General features: G+C 30.8%; 17 protein-coding genes and 1 riboswitch. Of the genes, 14 read left to right on the forward strand and 3 right to left on the reverse strand.

Annotated features, from left to right (window positions below):
• The first annotated feature begins 35 nt into the window (after positions 1-35).
• The 8 genes from ACZ446_RS06665 to ACZ446_RS06700 all read left to right on the forward strand — a co-directional run bounded on the left by ACZ446_RS06665 (position 36) and on the right by ACZ446_RS06700 (position 9,733).
• Positions 36-1,316 carry a S41 family peptidase gene (locus ACZ446_RS06665; RefSeq protein WP_464394331.1) on the forward strand — a complete coding sequence of 427 codons (1,281 nt, stop codon included), beginning with the start codon at positions 36-38 and terminating at the stop codon, positions 1,314-1,316.
• Positions 1,317-1,332: 16 nt separating this feature from the next.
• Complete coding sequence (locus tag ACZ446_RS06670; RefSeq protein ID WP_464394332.1) at positions 1,333-2,688, forward strand: citrate synthase; 1,356 nt, start codon at positions 1,333-1,335, stop codon at positions 2,686-2,688.
• A gap of 27 nt (positions 2,689-2,715) precedes the next feature.
• On the forward strand, positions 2,716-3,324 hold the full coding sequence (locus tag ACZ446_RS06675) for a SatD family protein (protein ID WP_464394333.1): 609 nt from the start codon (positions 2,716-2,718) through the stop codon (positions 3,322-3,324).
• Positions 3,325-3,403: 79 nt separating this feature from the next.
• Positions 3,404-4,753, forward strand: a complete 1,350-nt coding sequence (locus tag ACZ446_RS06680) for a C1 family peptidase (protein ID WP_464394334.1) — start codon at positions 3,404-3,406, stop codon at positions 4,751-4,753.
• Between the two features lie 98 nt (positions 4,754-4,851).
• On the forward strand, positions 4,852-6,090 hold the full coding sequence (locus ACZ446_RS06685; protein ID WP_464394335.1) for a MerR family transcriptional regulator: 1,239 nt from the start codon (positions 4,852-4,854) through the stop codon (positions 6,088-6,090).
• 123 nt (positions 6,091-6,213) lie between these two features.
• Positions 6,214-7,527 (forward strand): MFS transporter, encoded by a 1,314-nt coding sequence (locus tag ACZ446_RS06690; protein WP_464394336.1) that lies wholly within the window; start codon positions 6,214-6,216, stop codon positions 7,525-7,527.
• Between the two features lie 148 nt (positions 7,528-7,675).
• Positions 7,676-9,079, forward strand: coding sequence for an MATE family efflux transporter (locus ACZ446_RS06695; RefSeq protein WP_464394337.1), 1,404 nt, complete (start codon positions 7,676-7,678; stop codon positions 9,077-9,079).
• Positions 9,080-9,130: 51 nt separating this feature from the next.
• Positions 9,131-9,733, forward strand: a complete 603-nt coding sequence (locus ACZ446_RS06700) for a TetR/AcrR family transcriptional regulator (protein ID WP_464394338.1) — start codon at positions 9,131-9,133, stop codon at positions 9,731-9,733.
• A gap of 128 nt (positions 9,734-9,861) precedes the next feature.
• On the opposite strand, the gene rpoD is transcribed toward ACZ446_RS06700, so the two are convergent.
• On the reverse strand, positions 9,862-10,791 hold the full coding sequence (rpoD, locus tag ACZ446_RS06705; protein WP_464394339.1) for an RNA polymerase sigma factor RpoD: 930 nt from the start codon (positions 10,789-10,791) through the stop codon (positions 9,862-9,864).
• Positions 10,792-10,874: 83 nt separating this feature from the next.
• On the reverse strand, positions 10,875-12,149 hold the full coding sequence (locus ACZ446_RS06710) for a YihY/virulence factor BrkB family protein (protein ID WP_464394340.1): 1,275 nt from the start codon (positions 12,147-12,149) through the stop codon (positions 10,875-10,877).
• A 144-nt stretch (positions 12,150-12,293) separates the two neighbouring features.
• Here ACZ446_RS06710 and ACZ446_RS06715 point away from each other — a divergent pair, with 144 nt between their 5' ends.
• From ACZ446_RS06715 to ACZ446_RS06725, 3 genes are all read left to right on the forward strand, one after another.
• Positions 12,294-12,782 (forward strand): hypothetical protein, encoded by a 489-nt coding sequence (locus ACZ446_RS06715; protein ID WP_464394341.1) that lies wholly within the window; start codon positions 12,294-12,296, stop codon positions 12,780-12,782.
• 220 nt (positions 12,783-13,002) lie between these two features.
• Positions 13,003-16,434: a pyruvate carboxylase gene (locus ACZ446_RS06720; RefSeq protein WP_464394342.1), complete on the forward strand. Its 3,432-nt coding sequence runs from the start codon at positions 13,003-13,005 to the stop codon at positions 16,432-16,434.
• Positions 16,435-16,693: 259 nt separating this feature from the next.
• Positions 16,694-17,050, forward strand: a complete 357-nt coding sequence (locus tag ACZ446_RS06725; RefSeq protein ID WP_464394343.1) for a DUF4870 domain-containing protein — start codon at positions 16,694-16,696, stop codon at positions 17,048-17,050.
• An 82-nt stretch (positions 17,051-17,132) separates the two neighbouring features.
• On the opposite strand, the gene ACZ446_RS06730 is transcribed toward ACZ446_RS06725, so the two are convergent.
• Entirely contained in the window at positions 17,133-17,384 is a 252-nt protein-coding gene (locus tag ACZ446_RS06730; protein WP_464394344.1) for a hypothetical protein, read from the reverse strand.
• Between the two features lie 42 nt (positions 17,385-17,426).
• A riboswitch (cyclic di-GMP riboswitch) is annotated at positions 17,427-17,501 on the reverse strand.
• Positions 17,502-17,658: 157 nt separating this feature from the next.
• On the opposite strand from ACZ446_RS06730, the gene ACZ446_RS06735 reads away from it, so the two are divergent.
• Genes ACZ446_RS06735 through ACZ446_RS06745 form a run of 3 tightly spaced genes read left to right on the forward strand, consistent with a single transcriptional unit; the run spans position 17,659 to position 22,331 of the window.
• A complete protein-coding gene (locus ACZ446_RS06735) occupies positions 17,659-18,129 on the forward strand; it encodes a hypothetical protein (RefSeq protein ID WP_464394345.1) in 471 nt (156 codons plus the stop codon).
• A gap of 14 nt (positions 18,130-18,143) precedes the next feature.
• The gene (locus tag ACZ446_RS06740; protein WP_464394346.1) at positions 18,144-19,463 is read left to right on the forward strand and encodes a metallophosphoesterase family protein; all 1,320 of its coding nucleotides are present in this window, start codon (positions 18,144-18,146) and stop codon (positions 19,461-19,463) included.
• A complete protein-coding gene (locus ACZ446_RS06745) occupies positions 19,464-22,331 on the forward strand; it encodes an AAA family ATPase (RefSeq protein ID WP_464394347.1) in 2,868 nt (955 codons plus the stop codon).
• Positions 22,332-22,356 lie beyond the last annotated feature (25 nt).

Here is a 22,356-nt window from a genome sequence, read left to right on the forward strand (position 1 = left end):
TAATTAATATTATAAATTAGTGGAGGGGATTTGAAGTGAAAAAAATAATTTTGCTGCTTATTCTAATTTTATTTATCTCCACTAATTTTATCTCATATAATATTATTTATGCAGCAGAGGTTTCAACTGCTGAATGGAGGGAAGATCTTAATTATTTGAAAAGCGAGCTGCCTTTAAAACATTTAAACTTGTTTTCAGAGCTGAATCAAGCTGAATTTAATCGAGAAATTGAGGAGCTTAAATTTGATTTAGCAGAACTGTCTCAGCTTGAAATCACATTAAGAATTATTGAGATATTTAACAAAGTAGGGGACCAGAATCTAGCATTAGATAATACTTCTTATTTGAGAGAATATTATCCTTTTTATTTAAAGAAATTCGCTGATGGTTATCGTGTTATGGCGGTAAATAAAAATTATAAAGAAATTTTGGGAGCTAAACTAATTTCAATTAATGGTCATTCATTAGAAGAATTAAAATTTAAGTTTTCTGGATTGATAAATGCTGACAACTACTATGCCTTAGAATCTCGCCTTCAATCTTTTCTCAATTTAAAAGATGTTCTAATATATTTAAACATTATTGATCAAAATAATATTTTTTCTTTTCAGGAGGGTGAAAACTATTTTAATGTTAATTTTGAGGCGGAAAAAATTGAGAATATTAAAGCAAATTCTGAAAAATTAATTGAATTAGACTATCAAAAAAATAACTTTTCAAAAAAAGAGAAGCAACTTTTTTATGTAGATTATTTCCCGACTGAAAAAACAATTTATCTGCAGTATAACAGTCTTCAGAAAGGCCATCATGATAAAATAGCTGTCGAAGATTTGGAGCAAAATGATCTAAACAATTCTTCTTTTAAAAAAATGGAAGCGCAGCTATTTAATTTTTTGAATTATAGAGAAGTAAATAAATTTATAATTGATTTAAGATATAACAGCGGTGGTGATTACAGGCCCGGATTGGAATTGGCTGAAAAACTGAGTGCTTATAAAGACACTCTAAGATTTTATGTAATTATTGGTAAAGATACTTATTCTACCGCTATCCTAAATGCTTTAAATTTTAAGTATAAATTAAATGCATATTTAGTCGGATATCCTACTTTAACTAAAATAAATCATTTTGGAGAAGTCAAAAGTTTTAGGCTGCCAAATTCAAAGCTTAAAATAAGTTATTCAGCTAAATATTATCAAATTTTAGAAAAGAGTGATCCTGATTCTTTATATCCGGATATTATGGTAGAACAAGAATTTGAAGATTTTTTAAATGGTAAAGATACAGTTTTAAAACTAATTAATACGATAGATTGAATAGAGGAGTGAGAATGTGGATACTAAAGATTGGTTAATTAGAGATTTAAAGAAAAATTGGGTGCAGGATAGAGCAGTTAAAGTAGAAAAAGTTAATAAAATTGATAAAGAATTTTATAAGCAGTATGATATCAAACAGGGTCTGAGAAATTCTGATGGAACTGGTGTTGTGGTTGGTTTTACTAAGATTGGTTCTGTCCATGGTTATACTTACTGTGATGGTGTTAAAACTCCAATTGAGGGTAAACTATTTTATAGAGATATTGAGATCGATAATTTAATCAAAAACACTGGTGAATTTGGTTTTGAGAGTATTATTTATCTGTTATTATTTGGCGAGCTGCCTGATGAAGAGGAACTAGAAAAATTTAATACTATTTTAGATGGGTTTAGAAAATTACCTCCCCACTTTACCGAAAATACTATCTTAAAAAGTCCAAGTCGAGATGTAATGAATAAACTGCAGCGGGCAATTCTGGTTCTTTATTCTTATGATGATCAACCTGATTCACTTGAGATTGATAGAATTTTAATTCAGAGCTTAAAATTAATTGCTAGATTCCCAACAATTATTGCTTATGGCTATCAGGCTAAGGCGCATTACTTTGATGAACAAAGCCTTTATCTGCATAATCCAGTAGATGGTTTGGGTACAGCAGCTAATATTCTGCATATGATTAGATCTAATAATGATTATACTCAGCTTGAAAGAGATACTTTGGATCTCCTGTTAATTTTACATGCTGAACATGGTGGTGGTAATAACTCTGCTTTTACAACTCATGTAGTTTCCTCAAGTGGTACTGATACTTATTCAGCTGTAGGTGCGGCTGTAGGTAGTTTGAAAGGACCAAAACATGGTGGTGCCAACCTAAGAGTAAAATCAATGGTTGATAATATTAAAGAAAATCTGGCTGATTATTCGAATAAAAATGAGTTAAAGAAATATCTAGAAAGAATTTTAAATGGTGAGGTATTTGATAAAAAGGGTTTAATTTATGGAATGGGACATGCAGTCTATACTAAAAGTGATCCCAGAGCTGTTATTTTAAAGAAAAAAGCAAAGGAGTTGGCTGCAGCAAAAGGAAGATTGGAAGAATTTGAACTTTATCATAATATTGAAAGTTTAACTAAAGAAATTTTCAAAGAAAAAAGAGGAGAAGATTGTGTAATCTGTGCAAATGTGGACCTTTATTCTGGTTTTGTTTATCAGCTATTAAATATTCCGGAAGAATTATTTACTCCATTATTTGCTACAGCCAGAATTGCCAGCTGGTGTGCTCATCGAATTGAACAGCTGGTTAGTGATCATAAAATAATTCGTCCCGCTTATAAGTCATTAAAGAACGAAGAAAAATGTACAATTAGATAAAAAGAAAATATCTTAGAGGTGAATTTGATGAATAAATACATAACAATCAAAGGAGATATAATTAAGTCTAAAACTATTGATAATTTTGCAGAATTATTTGCAGAAAAGATAAATCAAATTAATTATCCTGAAGCAGTAATCAGCAAATTTGAAATAGTCAAGGGAGATGAGATTCGAGGAATATTTACTCAAGAGCTAAATATTATTGATTTTTTAAGGGAATTAAGATCAGTTTTATTACCATTAAAGATTAGACTGGCAATTACAATTACTGAGGTTGAGCCCGGCAAATTTCCTGATAATAAAGAAGAATTATATAAAAAAGCTGATAGTATTTTGGATTTTATCGGCCAAAATAGGCAGTTTAAAACATATATCTCAACAGATAATGAACTAATTAATAAGAGTTTAAATACTCCTCTACTGCTGATCGATAAAATTAAATTTTCCTGGCAGCACGATGACTGTTTATTATATAATACTTATGCTAAAGATAAAAATTTAGAAGTTCTAGCAGAAAAATTTGATTATGAAAAAGAGGACCTTGAAAAAATAGCAGAAGAGTTAGCATTTGATGAATTATATATTTCAGAACATAATTTAATGCAGATCTTAAGTATTTTTATAAACAATTAGATATAAATAGACAGAAATAGACAAAAATAGATAGAAATAGATAGAAATAGATAGAATAACACAATAGGGAGGTTTTAAAATGAATAGACAAAGTATAGATCAAAAAAATCTAGAAGATTTTTCAGCCTATTTTAAAAAAAGAGAAAACAGTGAGATCATTGCTAATGCAGTAATTAAAAATGGTATTAATGACACTGCTTTAAATAATGAATCTGTTAAAAAAATGCATTATGATTTTTCGGAAGAAATTGATGTAGGTAAGGTTACAAATCAGAAAAAAAGCGGACGCTGCTGGATGTTTGCAGCTTTAAATAATATCCGTTTCAGTATTTCTAAAGATCTAAATATTAAAGACCATAATTTTGAATTATCGCAGTCATATACAATGTTCTGGGATAAGTTGGAAAAAGCAAATTATTTTTTAGAAAACATCATTTCCACAGTGGAACTAGAGCTTGACAGCCGTCGAGTGATGTGGCTCCTAAATGAACCAACAAATGATGGTGGTCAGTGGGATATGTTTACTGCATTAATCGAAAAATACGGAATAATCCCTAAATATGTAATGCCTGAAACTTATCACAGCAGCAATTCCCGTTATATGAACAAAATATTGAGTTTAAAACTAAGAGATCTGGCTAAAACTCTGAGAAATGATTTTAAATTAGGTGCAGATAAAGAAAGTTTAAGAGAAGAAAAAGAAGCTATGCTGGGTGAAATTTATGCTGTGCTGGCTTATTTTTTAGGAGAACCTCCGCAAGAATTTGATTTTGAGTACAAAGATAAAGATGGTAAATTTTATCGCGACAGCGGACTGACTCCCAAAGAATTTTATAATAAATATTCTAAAGTTAAGATGACTGATTATGTAAGTATTATTAATGCTCCAACTAAAGATAAACCATTTGATCAAACTTATACAGTAGAATTTCTGGGAAATGTTAAGGAAGGTCAGCAGATCCATTATTTAAACCTGCCTATTGAAAAATTAATCAATTATAGTACAGCTCAGTTAAAAAATGGTGAACCTGTCTGGTTTGGTTGTGATGTAGGCCAGTGGTCTGATAGAGATTTAGGAATCATGGATACTGAGCTTTTTAATTATGAAAAAGTATTAGATACCAAGTTTTCTTTAGATAAAGGTGAACGCCTGCAGTATGGAGAGAGTATTTTAACTCATGCAATGGTCTTTACCGGAGTCAACCTTGATGATCAGGACCAAACTGAACGCTGGAAGGTTCAGAACAGCTGGGGAGAAAAAGTTGGTGATGATGGATTTTTCATAATGAGTAATGACTGGTTTAAAGAATTTAACTACGAGGTAGTTATTCATAAAAAATATTTATCTGAGTCTGACCTTAAATCATATCAAAAAGATCCGGTTGTTTTAAAACCCTGGGATCCCATGGGGTCTCTGGCTAAAAAATAATAACTTACTAGATTTAATGACAATTTAAGCTGCTGTTATCTAATACAGCAGCTTTATTACTTTGATGCTATCAATAATTTAAAAAAGGATGAGTTTAGATGAAAATTAAAGAATTTTCAAACAAATTTGATTTAAGTTATGATACTATTCGTTATTATATGAAATTGAATTTAATTAATCCTCAGAAGCTAGGGGGACACTATGATTTTGATCAGGAAGATCAAGATGATATGGAAGAAATTTTGAATTTAAAAGAGATGGAGTTTTCTTTAGAAGAGATTAAGGAGATTTTAAGTTTTAAGAGAATTGGAAGGCTGAGCAATTATCAAGAAAGCAGCTATTATCAGGACTTATATCAAAAAAAGTTAAAAAATATAGAAAAAAGAATTGTTGAACTAAAAGACGCCAAAAAATCTCTCAATCTTCACTTAAAGAAAATTAAAGAAGAAATAAATGAAAAGCAGAATGACCTCAGTTTAAATTTAAAGCTGCTGAATCTTTTTGCCTGCCCAGTTTGTGGAAATGATTTTACTCTCTCTGCAGAAAAAATTAAAAATAACAGAATTCACCAGGGCAGCCTTAACTGCATCTGTGGAGAAAAGATTTTAATTAAGGATGGTATTCTTTATACTAAAGAAATTTATAACAAAGAAAGAGCAGAATTGTTTGAAACAGATCCAGTTTTTCATCTGACAGATTATATTCAGCAGACTAATTCCAAATTTATGGATCAATCATATCAGAGCTTGGAGTGGCTGAAAAATAGAATTAATTATACTGACTTAAAAAACAAAATTATTTTAGAACCTGGTTCTGGTTATGGACTTCTGTTAAGAAATATCTATGACAAGCTGCCTTCAGATACTATCTATATCTGTGTTGAACATAATTCGGAGCAGAACAAATATCTTAAATCATTGCTGGAATTATCGGCTGCAGGACCTGAAGTTGTTTTCCTGACTGCAGAATTACCCTCTTTACCTCTTAAAGAAAAAAGTATTGATTATTTAATCGATTATTCCGGAATTTCTAATTATTCCTTTAATAATCAGGGTTTTTTACCTGAATTATTGGCTAAATATTTTAAAGATCATCTGATAATGACAGCGGTCTTTATTATTTATCATAAATTTGGAGAGAAAAACATTGTTGACAGAGAATATCGAGATTATTTTATCTATTCAAATATTAGAAGAAAAATTAAAGAAATGGGATTTGATTTTTTAGATGAATATAAATCTGAAATAAATAAAGTAAATATTTCAATGGGTAAATACGAAGAATTTGCTCAACTTGGAGATCAGATTTATTCTTATCAGCTGCAGGCTAAAAAATAAATCTTAAAAGTAGAGCAGGCTCCATTTTTTGAAAAAATTATTCTAAAAAAAGTTTTTAAGACTCTTGCAGTTGAGTTACCTCCATTAATTATAATTAGCTTAGAAATAGAGGAGGTAATAAAAATGTTGAGATATAAGAGGAAAAATGCTGCAAAAGAATTGGAAGTTAAAGCTGATAAGAGGGAAAATATAAATTTGATACTTTTTTTATCAGGTAAAACAATTTCTTTATTTGGTTCTGCAATTTATGCTTTTGTGATCGGTCTCTACCTTTTGCGTACAACTTCTTCTGCACTCTCTTTTGCCCTAAATCTAACTTTATATACTTTACCTGTAGTTTTGTTTAATCCAATTGCAGGTGTAATTGCAGATAAGTTTAATAAAAAGCTGCTTGTGGTTGGATCAGATTTAATTAATGGAATATTTCTATTTCTAATTTATTTGATTATAATTAGATTTAATTTTAATGTTTATCTATTATATTTCAGTACTTTTTTGATGACAACTTTAACTGTGTTTTTTGATATTGCTCTAGAATCTGCTAAACCAAGTCTGGTAAGAGAATCAGGGCTGGTGAAAATCAATTCTCAAGCCAGAATAATAGAGTCTTTATCCCATATTTTAGGTCCGCTGCTGGGAGGATTAATTTATGGATTTATTGATCTGGAAGGCTTTATTCTAATTAATGCTATCTCATTTATAATATCTGCTCTAATTGAATATTTTATAGATTATAAATATAACCAGCAGTTAGAAGAGACGGGAAATGATAAAGATTTAGATAGTTTTATTTTAAAATTAAAAGAAGGGTTTTACTATATTTTCAGATCTAGAAATTTGAAAAATTTGCTATATATTTTTATTGCTTTAAATTTCTTTTTCAATTTTACTTTAATTGTGCCATTACCTTATTTAATCAACACAATTTGGAAGATAGATCCCCAAAAATATGGTATAATCCAGGCTGCATTCCCGATTGGAATGATAGTTGGAGCAGTATTAACAGAAAAAATAATGGATAAAATAAGTTATAATATCTTAATTAAAAAGATTACTTTTGTTACTGCTTTTGGAGTGACAGCATTTGCACTGCCAATTATTGTTTTCAAAAATACTCCTACTCCAAATTTCATTCTTGTATATTATAGTTTTTTGATGTTTTTAAGTGGTATTTCAGTAGCCTGGATAGATGTTCCGGCAAATGTGATTATCCAAAAAATTGTCCCCCAGAATCTTCTGGGCAGGGTTTTAAGTGTTAAAATGAGCATTATTAAAATTATTGCACCAATTTCACTTTTAATTTCTTCTTTTGCAATTAAACTGATTGAAGTAGAATATATTATATTAACTGGAGCTGCTATCTTTTTAAGCTTTAATATTATATTTTTTAAGTCTGCTAGCGGAAAAAAATTTATTCAAACTAAGATCGATATTTAATTATTTATAAACTATAAATAAAACAATTTGAAAACATCTTGACTTTATGAACATTATTCATTATAATAATTATAGTGAACATAATTTATAAAGTGTTTTTTTATAATATAATGAACATAGTTCATATAAGATAATTGGAGGTAATAAGATGTATAAAGACGAAAAGACAAGAAAAATGGCAGAAATGCCAATTAAAAAATTGCTAACAGAAATGTCAATACCGGCAATAATTGGAATGCTGGTAACAGCAGTTTATAATATTGTAGATACAATCTTTGTTGGTAGAATTGGTACAGAAGCAGTTGGAGCTGTAACTATTGCCTTTCCCTTATTTATGGTAATTTCAGCAATTGGCCTAACATTTGGTATTGGTTCAGGCTCATTTATTTCTCGCTTATTAGGAGAAAATAATAAGGAGATGGCTAATCAGGTTTCAACAACTTCAATAATTACAACTTTTATTTTAGGAATTTTAATGGCAGTCGGAGGGATATATTATTTAAAACCTTTACTCAGGCTGTTTGGAGCGACTGATGCTATTATGCCTTATGCAGTAAACTATACTGCTATAATAATTTTAGGTTCAATTTTTACTATGAGCAACATGAATATGAATAATATGGTGAGGGCAGAAGGTAGTGCCAAAATGAGTATGGTTGCCTTAAGTACAGGGGCTGTTATCAACATTATTTTAGATCCTATTTTGATTTTTACATTTAAGATGGGAATTGCAGGTGCCTCAACAGCCACTGTTATTGCTCAGGCGGTTTCAACAGTGATGTTAATTGCATTTTATAAATCAGAAAAGAGTGTGCTTGATTTTAAAATAAGTGAATTTAGGCCATCACTAACAATTTATTCGGAAATTATGAAAATCGGAGTTCCAACTTTAATTAGACAGCTTTTAAGCAGTGTGGCCATGACTGTTTTAAATAATATGGCGGCTGTATATGGATCATCAGTTGTTGCTTCAGTTGGAATTATTAATAGAGTTTTTTCCTTTGGGTTTTTTGTAACTGCTGGATTTACTCAGGGTTTTCAGCCTGTAGCTGGTTTTAACTTTGGGGCTCGACAAATTAAGAGATTGAAGGATTCAATCTCTGTTACAATTAAAAGGACAACAATTTTTGGTATTGCGTTATTTATCTTATTTTATTTCTTTAATGAAGAAGTTATTTCTATTTTTAGTCGAGACCCTGAGGTAATAGAAATTGCTGCTGAAGGCTTAAAATATTATTCTCTAGTTTTACCGTTGATTGGTTTTAGTATTACAATCAATACTTTATTTCAGGCTTTAGGCCATGGAATTCCTGCAACAATATTATCACTTTCAAGACAGGGATTATTTTTTATACCTGCAGTTTATCTGTTTTCCAAAAAATTTGAAATCTCTGGATTGTTTATGGCTCAACCAGCTGCTGATGGCTTAACATTTGTGCTGACAGCACTCTTGTTTATCTATGTTTATCGTGAAATTAAAGAGCTGGAAACTGAAGCTTCTCTAAACACTTCGTCCAAAATTAAATTAAATTATGAGCAGGAAAGTGCTTAACGATAAAGAAATAAGTAAATAAGGAATTTCTTAATTAAAGGAGAAATAAAAATGCCTAAAATTATTGAGAACTTAGATGAAGAAATATCTAAAACAGCTTTGAAATTGTTTAGAGAAAGCTCATATAAAAAAGTTAGTATGCGAAAAATAGCAGCTGAAGTAGGAATAGCTGTTGGAACATTATATAATTATTACCCAAATAAATTAGAACTATATATAGAAGCTTTTGAAGAAAGCTGGCGAGAAACTTATCAAATTTTAAAAAGAAACTGTCAGCAGTTAGAAGACAATTATCTAATCAGCTACTTAAGGGTTATTTATTCAGAAATGAAAAATAAAAAAGCAATAGTCAGAGAATTATTTAGATATATAATTAGTGATTTAGAAATTGGAGAAGAAGAACAGAAAAAACAATTTAAGCGGGTTCGCTTTCCAGAAGTTTTGATTAATCAAATTTATAATTTATTTGCTGCCGTATTAGAAAAAGAATTTGAAATAGAAATTGAAAGAGATAGTAGTGATCTTTATCGGCTTTTTACTATGATCCAAACTGATATTCCACTACTGCAGCAAAATTTCAAAGATGAAGCTGAAAATATTGAATTTCTATATGATATTATTAGTGCGTATGTTGAAAAAAATCATATTAAATAGCAAAAAGGCTGAAAATAACCGTTATCGGTTTTTTCAGCCTTCATTTTTTTGGCTTATTTTTTTGCTTAAATTTTTAATTCCAATATATTAATGATGAAGTTAAATTTATAAACTATCAAAGTTAATTTTTAGTTATTTAAATACCCTCTTAACTCTTTACTACGGGTGGGATGTCTGAGCTTTCTTAAGGCTTTTGCCTGAATCTGTCTAATTCTTTCTCTGGTTACTCCAAACTGACTTCCAACTTCTTTAAGAGTTCTCTGACGACCATCTTCAAGTCCAAATCTTAATTTAATAATTCTTTTTTCGCGGTCAGTTAGAGTGTCTAATACTGTTTCTAATTGATCTTTAAGAAGTTCAGAAGAAGCAAGCATTTCTGGTGCAGGTGCATCCTGATCTTCAATAAAGTCTTTTAAATGGCTGTCTTTTTCTTCGCCAATAGGAGTGTCTAAAGAAGTAGGCTGCTGATTCATTGCTAGTTTTTGAATTTCCAGCACTTTTTCCGGCTCCATATTCATTTCTTCACCAATCTCTTCTAGAGTTGGTTCTCTTTCTAAATCTTTTTTGAGTCGCTTTTCAATTCTTCTTAATTTATTCATTGTTTCTACCATGTGGACCGGAATTCGAATAGTTCTAGCCTGATCTGCAAGTGCTCTTGTGATTGACTGTCTAATCCACCAGGTAGCATAGGTACTAAACTTATAACCTTTGGTGTAATCAAATTTTTCTACAGCCTTCATTAATCCTTTATTTCCTTCCTGAATTAAATCCAGAAAAGACATACCCTGTCCTATATATTTTTTAGCAATACTAACTACAAGTCTTAAATTAGCTTCAGTTAGCTGGGCTCTAGCTTCCTGATCACCCTGTTCAATTCTTTTTGCAAGTTCAACTTCTTCTTCTTTGTCAAGCAGATCAACTTTACCCATTTCCTTTAAATAAACGCGAACGGAATCATCAATACCGGCTCCATCAGGTATGGAAAGATCTAATTCATTTTCTTCTTCAGTACTGTCATTCTGGTTATCATTATTTTCATTATTAGCTTTTTTAACCATTTAAATTCCTCCTCAATGCATAATGCCTGACACAATCATTAATTGTAACACAAAAACATGAAAAAATAAAGACTTTCAACAAATTAATTTAAAAAGTTTTTCAATTTCATTTTTTCAAAGCTATGTTTTTCCTGTTTCTTAATTTCTTCATAAAGCTTCTGCAGTTCTTGATCTCTAAAAATATATTGAATTTTAAAATCATCGTCTAAATAATTACTTTGATAAATATCCCAGACAGAAATATTTTCTGTTTTTGCCAGTGTAACAAATTTACCAGCTTCTGTTTCTGCAATCAAGTTTTTGTTTTTTAGTCTTTCGATTTCAAGCTCTATATCTTCAGCCGGTAAATTAATTTGATCAAGTAAATTAGAAAAGGAAAGAGCTTGAGTATCCTGCTGCCTGTTATTTTTAAGCAAAACCAATAAAATGGCAGTCGGTATTAGGCCTCTCAATCCCTGGTTAATTTTTTTGCGGTTCAACATATATTTTAGACTGCTTCGATGCTGGAAAACATAAGAGCTCACAGCTCCTAAAAGTACGATTAACCAAATCAAATAGAGCCAGAGCAAGAAAATCGGAATTATCGATAAAGGACCATAAACCTGATTATAAGTTACAATATTAGATGTATAAATCCCATATAATCTTTTGGATAAAATAAATAAAAATCCACTAAATAAACCGGCAAAAATAGCTGCAGTAGGCTTTACTTCTGTATTTGGAACAAAGTAATAGAAAATGATAAAAACTAAAAAATTAAATGAAAATAAAATATGATTAAAAATACTGCTTTCACTAATCTGTTCTCCACTCAGCCAGAGACCTAAATATCTTTCTGCAAAAAGCAGACTTAAGGTTAAGAGCATTGTAATAGTAAAGGTACCTAAAGTGATAAAAGTCCAGAAGGACACAAATCTTTTAAACAGATCACGATGTTCTTTGACATTCCAAATATTATTAAATGTCATTTCTACTCGGGCCAGCATAAAAACAATAATAAAAATTAAAGAAATAAAACTAATTATTCCAAGCTGTTCTATATCAACATTTACGATATAAATTTCCAAATAATTAATTAAACTTTCTCCTGTACCAGCAGCCAAATTGTTTAAAATTAGAGACTTTATCTCATCTACAATCGTATCGATTTTACCAAAGAAGTTAAATAGAGTCATAATATAAAATGAAAAAATCAAAAAGGGAACTATAGACAGAATAGTGATATAAACCATTCCCATAGCATGAATAAATATGTCGTTTTCTCTAGCCTTCTGGTAAACCCTTTTTATAAACAATAAAATCAGGTCAAAAGAGATCAGCGTTTTGGCATTTTTTAAGAAATCATCTATATATCTCATTGGCGCCACCTCTTATGCTTTTTTTCCGTCCTAATATTATATTCTTTAAATAAAAAAAATGTCCTTCTCTGAATTGAAATAAATATTTGCTGAATAAATAATTTTTGATATAATTAAACTACAAATAAACAAAAGGGGGATAATATGGATAAACTTAAATCGGGAATCTTATTAATAACGATTGGACTTTTTATGCTGCTTAATACATTTGATTTAGTTAGTGATAATATTTTTCTTTATTTATTAAGTGCCGGATTTTTAATCAGTTATATTCTATTAGGAGGAAGGAAAAATTACAGAAATATTGGGTTTTTAATTCCAGCCTCAATTTTAACTTCTATTGCCTTAGCTTCCGATCTGCAGAGAATTGATTTTATTAATAATCTTGGTAGTGGAGTCTTTTTTATTCTCCTTGGAATCTCATTTTTAGTCATTTTAATTCACAGCAGTGCCTTTGAAAACTGGGACTGGCCGCTTTATCCGGGAGGATCACTAATTATTTTTGGTCTTTTTGTAATTTTCTTAGATAACAGTCAATTTATGCAGAACTTAAGTTATTTAAATTATTTAATTCCAATTATTTTAATTGGTTCAGGAGTACTTTTAATTTACTTTAGGCAAAATAAAAGATAATTCAAAAAATTAATAATATAAGCTTTAATTAGATATTGACTAAAAATTATGGTATACTTTAAATGAATATAATTAAATTACTAACTTTTATCAGTTTTTAGGAGAAAATTCTCTAACTGAAAATACTTTATTAATAATTTCTACCTTATTTATCTGGGTAGAATTTTATTAAATATAAATACTTTCTATTATTAAAGAATTAAAGAAGGGAGATTAGAGAATGTCGAAAAAATTTAAAAGAGTTTTAGTGGCCAATCGTGGAGAAATAGCAATTCGAGTAATTAGAGCCTGTAAGGAGTTGGGCATTAGAACTGTAGCAATCTATTCTGAGGAGGATAGAACCGCCCTCTTTAGAACCAAAGCAGATGAAGCTTATCAAATAGGAAATAATAAGGGGCCTATTGAGGCTTATCTGGCTATTGATGAAATTATTGATTTAGCAATTAAAAAGGATGTTGATGCAATTCATCCTGGTTATGGATTTTTATCTGAAAATCCCGAGTTTGTAAGACAGTGTGAAAATGCTGGGATTAAGTTTATAGGACCTGATGCAGAAGTAATGGAGAAGTTAGGTGACAAGATTAAATCTAAAATTTTGGCACAGGAGTTTGGAGTGCCGACTATTCCCGGCTTAGAAAAACCGATTAAAAAAGAAGCAGAAATCAAAAAATTTGCTGAAAAACATGGGTATCCTTTAATGCTCAAAGCTGCTGCCGGTGGTGGTGGTCGTGGAATGAGGATAGTCCGTTCTGATGATGAATTAATTTCCCAGTTCAGGGATGCCAAGGAAGAAGCCCGTAAGGCCTTTGGAATTGATGATATTTTTGTCGAAAGATATCTTGAAAATCCAAAACATATCGAGGTTCAAATACTTGGGGATGAGCATGGGAATCTTGTCCACTTATTTGAAAGAGACTGTTCAATTCAGAGGCGTCATCAAAAACTTGTAGAATTTACTCCTGCAGTTGCTTTAAGTGATGAAAAAAGACAGGCAATTCTTAAAGATGCCTTAAAATTATGTGAAGGTGCAGGTTATAAAAATGCTGGTACAGTAGAATTTTTAGTTGATAAATATGACAATCATTATTTTATAGAGGTTAACCCAAGAATTCAGGTGGAACATACTGTCAGTGAAATGATTACTGGAATTGATATTGTCCAGAGTCAGGTTTTGATTGCTGAGGGGTACAGACTTGATTCTGAAGAAATTAATATTCCTAACCAGGAATCAATTAAGGTTAATGGTTATTCAATTCAGTGTCGGGTGACAACTGAAGACCCGGCAAATAATTTCATTCCTGATACAGGGCGTTTGGACCATTATCGAACAGGTTCAGGTTATGGAATTAGACTTGATGGAGGTAATGGCTATACAGGTGCTGTAATTAACCCCTACTATGATAGTCTGCTGGTTAAAACAATATCCTGGTCCCGAACTTTTTCAGATGCAATCAGAAAGGCAATGCGCTCAGTTGAAGAAATGAAAGTTCGCGGTGTTAAAACTAATGCTTCATTTTTAATAAATGTTTTAAACCATGAAGAATTTCAAAAAGGAACCTGTGATACCGGTTTTATTTCCAACAATCCTGAACTGCTTGATGTTAGACCTGGATCTGATCAGGAACAGAAGATTTTAAGTTATCTTGGTGAAAAAATTGTTAATGAAACAAGAGGTAAAAAACCAGAATTTGATGTGCCCAAGGTGCCTGAATTTGAAAAAATTAATGGTTTGGAAGGTACAAAACAGATCTTAGATCAGGGCGGTCCGGAAGCAGTTGTAGACTGGATTAAAAATAAGGAAGAAATTCTTTTAACTGATACAACTTATAGAGATGCCCATCAGTCACTGATGGCAACCAGAATGAGAACTGTAGATATGGAAAAGATTGCAGAAGCGACTTCTCATTTAGCCAAGGACCTATTCTCACTTGAAATGTGGGGAGGAGCAACCTTTGATGTTTCTTATCGATTCTTAAAAGAATCTCCCTGGGAAAGAATTGAACGTCTACGAGAAAGAATACCTAATATTTTATTCCAGATGCTTTTAAGAGGTTCAAATGGTGTAGGATATAAGAACTATCCGGATAATGTAATTCGTAATCTGGTAGCAGAAGCTGCTGATGCTGGTATAGATGTCTTTCGGATTTTTGATTCTCTAAACTGGCTGCCAGCAATGGAAGTTTCTATAGATGAAGTCGTTAAACAGGGTAAAATTGCTGAAGTTTCAATGTGTTATACAGGTGACATTTTGGATGATAAAAGAGCTAAATATGATCTGGATTACTATGTAGATTTAGCTAAGGGAATAGAGGAAATGGGAGCACATATTCTTGGAATTAAAGATATGGCTGGACTTTTAAAACCATATGCTGCCTATGAATTAATTAAAGCTTTAAAAGCTGAAATTTCTATTCCAATTCACCTGCATACTCATGATACAAGTGGTAATGGTGGAGCTACCCTTTTAATGGCTGCTGAAGCAGGAGTTGATATTGTGGATACCGCCTTTAATACAATGGCAGGATTGACAAGTCAGCCACCACTTAACTCAATTGTAGCAGCTCTAACTAATACTTATCGTGACCCAGAAATGAATATTGAAGATATTCAGAAAATCTCAAATTACTGGGGTGCTGTTAGACCCGTTTATTCCCAGTTTGAATCTGAGTTAAAGTCAGGTACAGCCGAAATTTATAAATATGAAATCCCTGGAGGTCAGTATTCTAATTTAAAACCACAGGTAGAGAGTGTTGGTTTAGGTCACCGTTTCAAAGAATTTAAGGAAATGTACCGTAAGGTTAACTTTATGTTGGGTGATATACCAAAGGTTACTCCTTCTTCTAAAATGGTAGGAGATTTAGCAATCTTTATGGTTAAAAATGATCTGACACCAGATAATATCTGCGAAAAGGCCAAAAATATGGCTTTCCCGGATTCAGTTGAGGCTTACTTTAAAGGTATGCTTGGTCAGCCTCCTGGAGGTTTCCCGGAAGATATACAGGAGATCGTTCTTAAAGGGGAAGAACCGATTACAGTTAGGGCTGGAACTTTACTTGAGGATTATGATTTTGAGGCAGCTGCAGCTGAACTAAAATCAGAATATGATTTTGAACCAACTCAAAAGGACCTTTTAGCATATGCACTTTATCCAAAGGTCTATAAAGAATATTTAGATTACCTTGAAGAATATGGTGACCTCAGTCATATGGGTAGTGATGTATACTTCCATGCGCTACGTGAAGGTGAAACAAGTGAAATCAAAGTTGAAGAAGGTAAAACTTTAGTTGTCAAATTATTAGAGATTGGTAAAGTTGACGACCAGGGTTTCCGCAGACTTGCTTTTGAGGTAAATGGTTTTAGAAGAGAGATAAAAATCTATGATGAAGCAAGCACTGCCAAAGCTGATTCTGCGGTTAAGCAGATGGCTGATCCTAATAATGAAATGGAAATTGGAGCCAGTCTTCCCGGTAATATTGTTGAAATTTTAGTTGAAGAAGGGGAAGAAGTTGAAGAAAATCAGAGCTTAGTGATTATGGAAGCTATGAAGATGGAAACAAATATAACTGCTCCTGCAGCTGGTACAGTTGCAGCTATCCATGCTCAGGCAGGTCAGCAGCTTGAATCAGGAGAATTAATCTTAGAGTTAGAATAAATATAGACTTAGAATATATATAATAATCAGCTTAAAGTTTAGCTATAAAAGTTAACTAAACTTTTTGACTTAATTACCCGTCTGAATTCTCAAATTTAAAGAGAACAGGCGGGCTTTCTTATTTAAAATATTTACTGCTTTTTAAATTTGCTTGATTATGTTAAAATAAGATTAGAAGAACTTAATTAAAATTTATAAACTAAAGCTGAGAAAGAAAGGGGGAAGAGATATTATCTAATCAGATAATTATCTCAAATTTATGTATCACAAAAAAACCAGTCTCGGTCTTGATGAAAATATCGAGTCAATTTTAGCCTATGCAGGTATCTGGGTTACGGGTTTGATTTTTCTATTTATTGAAAAGAAAAACAATCATGTTCGTTTCCATGCGATGCAGTCATTAATCACCTTTTTTTCCTTGTTTATAGCTTCTTCTTTAATTTTAGTAATTCCGGTAATTGGGGTTATGATTTCTTCTTTAATAACTTTTGTTGGAACTATTCTCTGGTTTTTACTGATGTATAAAGCCTACAATGGTGAAGTATTTAAGCTGCCTTTTATAGGTGATTTAGCAGAGGAATTAACTTTTGGTGAAAGTTTTAAAGAAAAAAATTAGCTAACTAAAATTATAATTTCAAATAAAAAATTAGTAATAAAAAAAGCCTGTAGAAATTAAATCTCTACAGGCTGCTTAAATTTTATTTAATTTTTTTCAGCTGTCCAGGGGGTAAATCACTTTCATCTGTATCATTTTCCTTTGGATCTCCAGGTGGCTGTGGATCAAGTCCATTACCAACACCATTATTACCCTTTTCTTTTGTAGGTGGATCTGGTTCTTCAGGGTCTTCTGGGTCATCGATCGGATCTATTATTGCCAGTACAGAGAGAGTTAAACTAAATACAAGAACCAAAACCAAAAAAACTGCCAGTAAACGATTCCAGCTTTTCATAAGATAACCTCCTTTTTATAGACCATAAAATTAAGGAGAAGATCTGGCAGCCTGGCGGCCCTAAAAGGGTCCATAGCTTTGCGAGACATTTTTGCAAATGTTTTGCTTTTTGGATGCTCCTTCATATATATAATTATATTACTAAGATTAATATTAGTCAATAATTTTAATTCTAAATTATAAAATATTTTACAGGATTTGATTACTTAATATAGAAATATTATTAAGAGGCTAGATCTGCTTTTAAATAAATACTAAAATAAAAAAGGGGATAATGATGCATAAACCATCTAAAAGATTTGTTTATTTTACGATTCGTTTCATTCTTGTCCATGTTTTAATTTATATTTTCATAGGGGTTATTTTTAAAAACTTTGAAAATTATGTTGTCTCATTTACTAATATTGATGCTTATTACGATTTTAAAGCATCAGAACCTGAACTTTTTAGGATAGCATCAGTTTTTCAAATTTTTAGAGGTGCTATTTTTGCCTTTATTTTATATCCCTTTTATGACAATATTATTAAAAGTGATTATGCCTGGCAAAAATTATTTTTTATAATCTGGGGTTTTTCCTTTATAGGAGCAGCTGCTCCCATACCGGGTTCAATTGAAGGCTTAATTTACACCAATACTACCTTAGTTGAACATGGAATTGCATTAGTTAAATATACAGTAGAAATCTTTGTTTTTTCCTGGTTTTTTGTAAAATGGGAAAATAGAACTGAAAGAGACTACAGTTAAATTTGGAGGCAGTAATGGCAAAAAATATTAAATTTATTCATACAGCAGATATACACTTAGGCAAAAAATTAAGCTGCAATATTCCCTCTGAAACTCAGGTGGATAAAGTTTTATTTGATGCAACTGAGCAGGCTTTTCAAAATTTAGTTGAACTGGCAGTGACAGAAAATGTTGATTTTATCTTAATTGCAGGAGATCTTTATGACAGAGAAGCCAGATCAATTAAATCCAGTCATTTCTTTTTAGAGCAGGCTGAAATCTTAAATAAAAATGACATTAAAATATTTGTTATTTCTGGCAACCATGATCCAGCAGGGATAGAAAATGAAGTTTTTGAGCTGCCTGAAAATGTTAAATATTTTTCAAGTGATAATGTGGAAAGCTATGAATTTTTAAAGAACGGAAAGTTAGCAGCCAGAATTTTAGGGCAGTCTTACAGACAAAAATTCGAGAATAGAACAATGTATAATTATTATACAGCACCGGACAATTCAGTCTTTAATATTGCTCTCCTGCATACTGCTTTAAATAAGGATAATAACCGTTATGTACCTGTAACTAAAAGTGAGCTGTTGACTAAAAATGAAATACATTATTGGGCTTTGGGACATATTCATCAATATCAAAAGCTCAATCATAAACCATCAATAAATTTTTCTGGTACTCTGCAGGCTCATGATATTAGTGAAGAAGGTAATAAAGGAGCTCTTTTAATAGAAGTTGATTCTAATTTAAAAGTTAAAGAAAAGTTTATTCCACTGGCTCCTGTTGTTTTCAAAAAAATCGAAATTGATTTAGAAAAATATGAAGAACTTGATAATATTAGTCAGCTGCTGCAGCTTTTAAAGATCAGATTGGACAAATCTATCGAAAATCTTAGACTGAAAAACGAGTCTCAAACTTTTAAGACTAAGGCTGTGATAGTTCGATTATATATTAAGGGTAGAACTGGAATTCATCGACATCTAGATGCTAATCGAGATGAGCTTGAAGAAACACTTTTAAAAGATATCAGAAGCAGATTTAGAGGAGAAAGTCCAAATCTCTGGCTGCATTCTTTAGTTTTTAGAACTACAGCTCCTATAAAGAATTTAGAAGAGCTTAAAAAAAGCAGTGAACTTTACCAAAATATTGACCAGTTAATAAATGATATTTTAACCGATCCAGAATTAAAAAGGGAATTAGCTGCTGAGTGGGGTCAGATCTGGCAGGGAGATCAGAATCCCGAAGATAGGGAAAATCATAAATTTTTTGCGGATCAAAAAATACGGGCAGATATTTTAGAAGAAGCAGAAAAGATAATTATATCTGAATTAATAGAAGGCGGAGATTAAATGTTTTATAAAAATATTTATATTCGTGATTTTGGAATATTTAATAACCAAAATTTAGAGGATATTTCTAATAACCTGGTTGTAATTGGTGGTCATAATAGAGCCGGCAAGAGCAGCTTTTTAAAACTTTTGCGCCATCTACCATTTGGTCTGCCACAGAATAAGTCAATTCCTCCAGCCAGCAATCAATATTATATTGAGGCTGAAATTGAGAGAGATTATAGAAATTACAGCTTGTATTTAGAGGGTTATGCTGCCCCTAAGATTTTAGATGAAAAACAAAATAAAGTCAAAGCTCCAGAACTTTTTAATTACTTAGACCAGCTGAGCTACCAACAACTTTTTACTATTACCCTTGACGAACTGCAGCAGTTATCTAAAATTGCAAAAGGTAAAAAGAGAGAAAAACGCTTATACTCAATTCTTCTTGGTGCTGGTCTGTCAGAATTAGTTAAAGTTCCAGAGTTGGCAGATAAATATTATAATTATGCTAAAAATATAGGAGGTACTCTTGGTGATCCTTCAGTTGCTTCATTTAAGCCCTATTTTAAAGAAATTGAGGAAGCTGAGTCATTAAGAGATCAGGCATTATTAGAGATTAAAGAGTTTAATCAAAAAAAAGAAGAATTGAAAGTTTCAAAAGATAAACTGGAAACAGTAGATAAAGAAATAACTGAAAGTGAAAATCAAATTTTCCTGCTTGATCTGCTCAAAAATAATTATCCTACTCTTACAAAAATAGAGAATTTACAGGTTGAAATAGAGCAGTCATCAGTTAAGGAAAATGAAGAATATCTGGAACTTGAGCAAATTGAAAGTTATCAGCAAAAACTTGTTTCAATAAAAAACAAAATGAAATCTAATAAAAATGATTTATATAAGTCAATAAAAGCTAATAAATTAGATGATTTTCTAGAATTTATAAAAAATAATAGCTCCAAAATAAATAATCAGCAGCAAAAAATTGACCTGATTAATGAAAAAATAAAAAATTTAAAAAAACAAAAGAACAAAATTAGTAATGAATATCAGACTTTAACTCTAGAACTAGAAAATCTAAATTACAGCTGGCAGCAGCCCTTAATAAAGCTTGATAAAATAAATTTGGATTTAATTGAAACAGAAAAGTTTAATGATAATTTAAGCAGAAATGAAAGTTTAAAGACAGCAGTAAATAATATAAAAGGAGAAATTGATAAATTAGATGCTGAAGTAAAAAATATTAAAGCTAATATAAATGACTATGACTATAAAAGTCCTGCTTCAATTTTAAAAAATACTTATTATGGTTTAGCTTTATCAATTCTGGTTTTGAGCTCTTCTTTTATTATAAGTTACAGCCAAATTAAATATTTTTCTCTATTAATTGCCGGCTTTGTTTTCATTTATTATAGTTCTTATTATAAAAGTTCTAAATTGGAAAAAGAAAAAGCTGATAAATTAGAAATAGAGCTCACCCAGAAGAAGAATAAATTGAATTCGTATCGAAAGCAGCTTACAGAAAAAACTAAGGAACTAAAAAAAGTCCAAAATAATTTAATTAATTATGCTAATTTATTAGGAATAAAAAATGTTGAAGCTGATGAAAATTTAAATTATTTAAGATCATATTTTTTAGAAATTAAGGATAAAAAAAGAAGATATAAAAAGCTAAAAATAGAAGAAGAGGAGAAATTTAAACTTAAAGATGAAATACTGTTTGAATTAAGAGAAATATATGATTTAATTAAAGAGGCAGCTGATTACTTCAATGATCAACTTGACCTTAGTGCTGCTGCAGAAACTGAAACTGTTGATTTAATTTCTAAGTCTCAATTTTTGTTTAAAGATCTGAATCAATTGTCTAAAATAAAACAATCTGCTGAAGAATATTTGGAAAAAGAAAAAGAATTTGAGCTTTTACAAAGTGAGATTTTAGATTTTTTAGGTGATTTAGAAAGCGAAAAAAAGCTGGAATTGCGCCTGGAGCTTTACCGCCAAAAAGCAGAATCGGCAGCTGATTACCAAAAAATAAAAAAAGATTATGATAAGCAAAAGTCTCAAATAGAACATATTCTTTTAGCCTCAGATAAAACAAAAAAAATTCTAAATGAAAAAGATTCTGATGAAACATATTATCAACTTTTTCTAAACTTATATCATGATTTTTCCTCAGCTGATGCAGTCGAAGCAGAAAAGAAATCACGTGAAAAAGAGCTTCAGTTATTAAAAAAGAAAAAAGAGAGTTTAGAAGAAAAAATAACTACTTTGAAAAATAAAATAGAGGCACTTTCCAGCTCAACAAAGATCGAAAACGCGCAATTGAAGCTTAATCAGGCCCAGAATAATTTAGAAAAAAAAGCTCAGAGATATGCTGTAAATAAAAGTGTTTATTTTATTTTAAAGAAATTAAGAAAGCGAATGGTAGAAAAAGCAGAAGAAAAATTATTAAAACCCGCTGCAAATATTTTAGCTGAAATTACTGATAATTACTATAAAAAATTAGAAACTGGTTCTGATCTAGAAGAATCAGAATTTCAGGCAGTTACTGAAAACGGTAAAAAATTTAACAGCGTAGAACAGTTAAGCCGGGGTAGTTTAGAACAGCTATTTTTAGCAGTTAGAATTAGCAGAATTAAGGAAATAAAACCTCATTTACCAATTATATTGGATGATTCCTTAGTTAATTTTGACAGTAAACACTTATATAATACGGCTGAAATAATTTCTAATTTAGCTAAGACAAATCAAATTTTTGTTTTAAGCTGTCATCCTCATTTAATTAAGTATATCAGTGAAATATCAGATTCAGCTCAATACTGGAAACTAGATTCTGGAAACTTTGAATTAAGTGACAGTCAGGAATTAATTTCTCATTTAAGTCTTTAATTCTAATTATATGACAATATAATTA

It is taken from the genome of Halanaerobium sehlinense, from assembly GCF_055379485.1.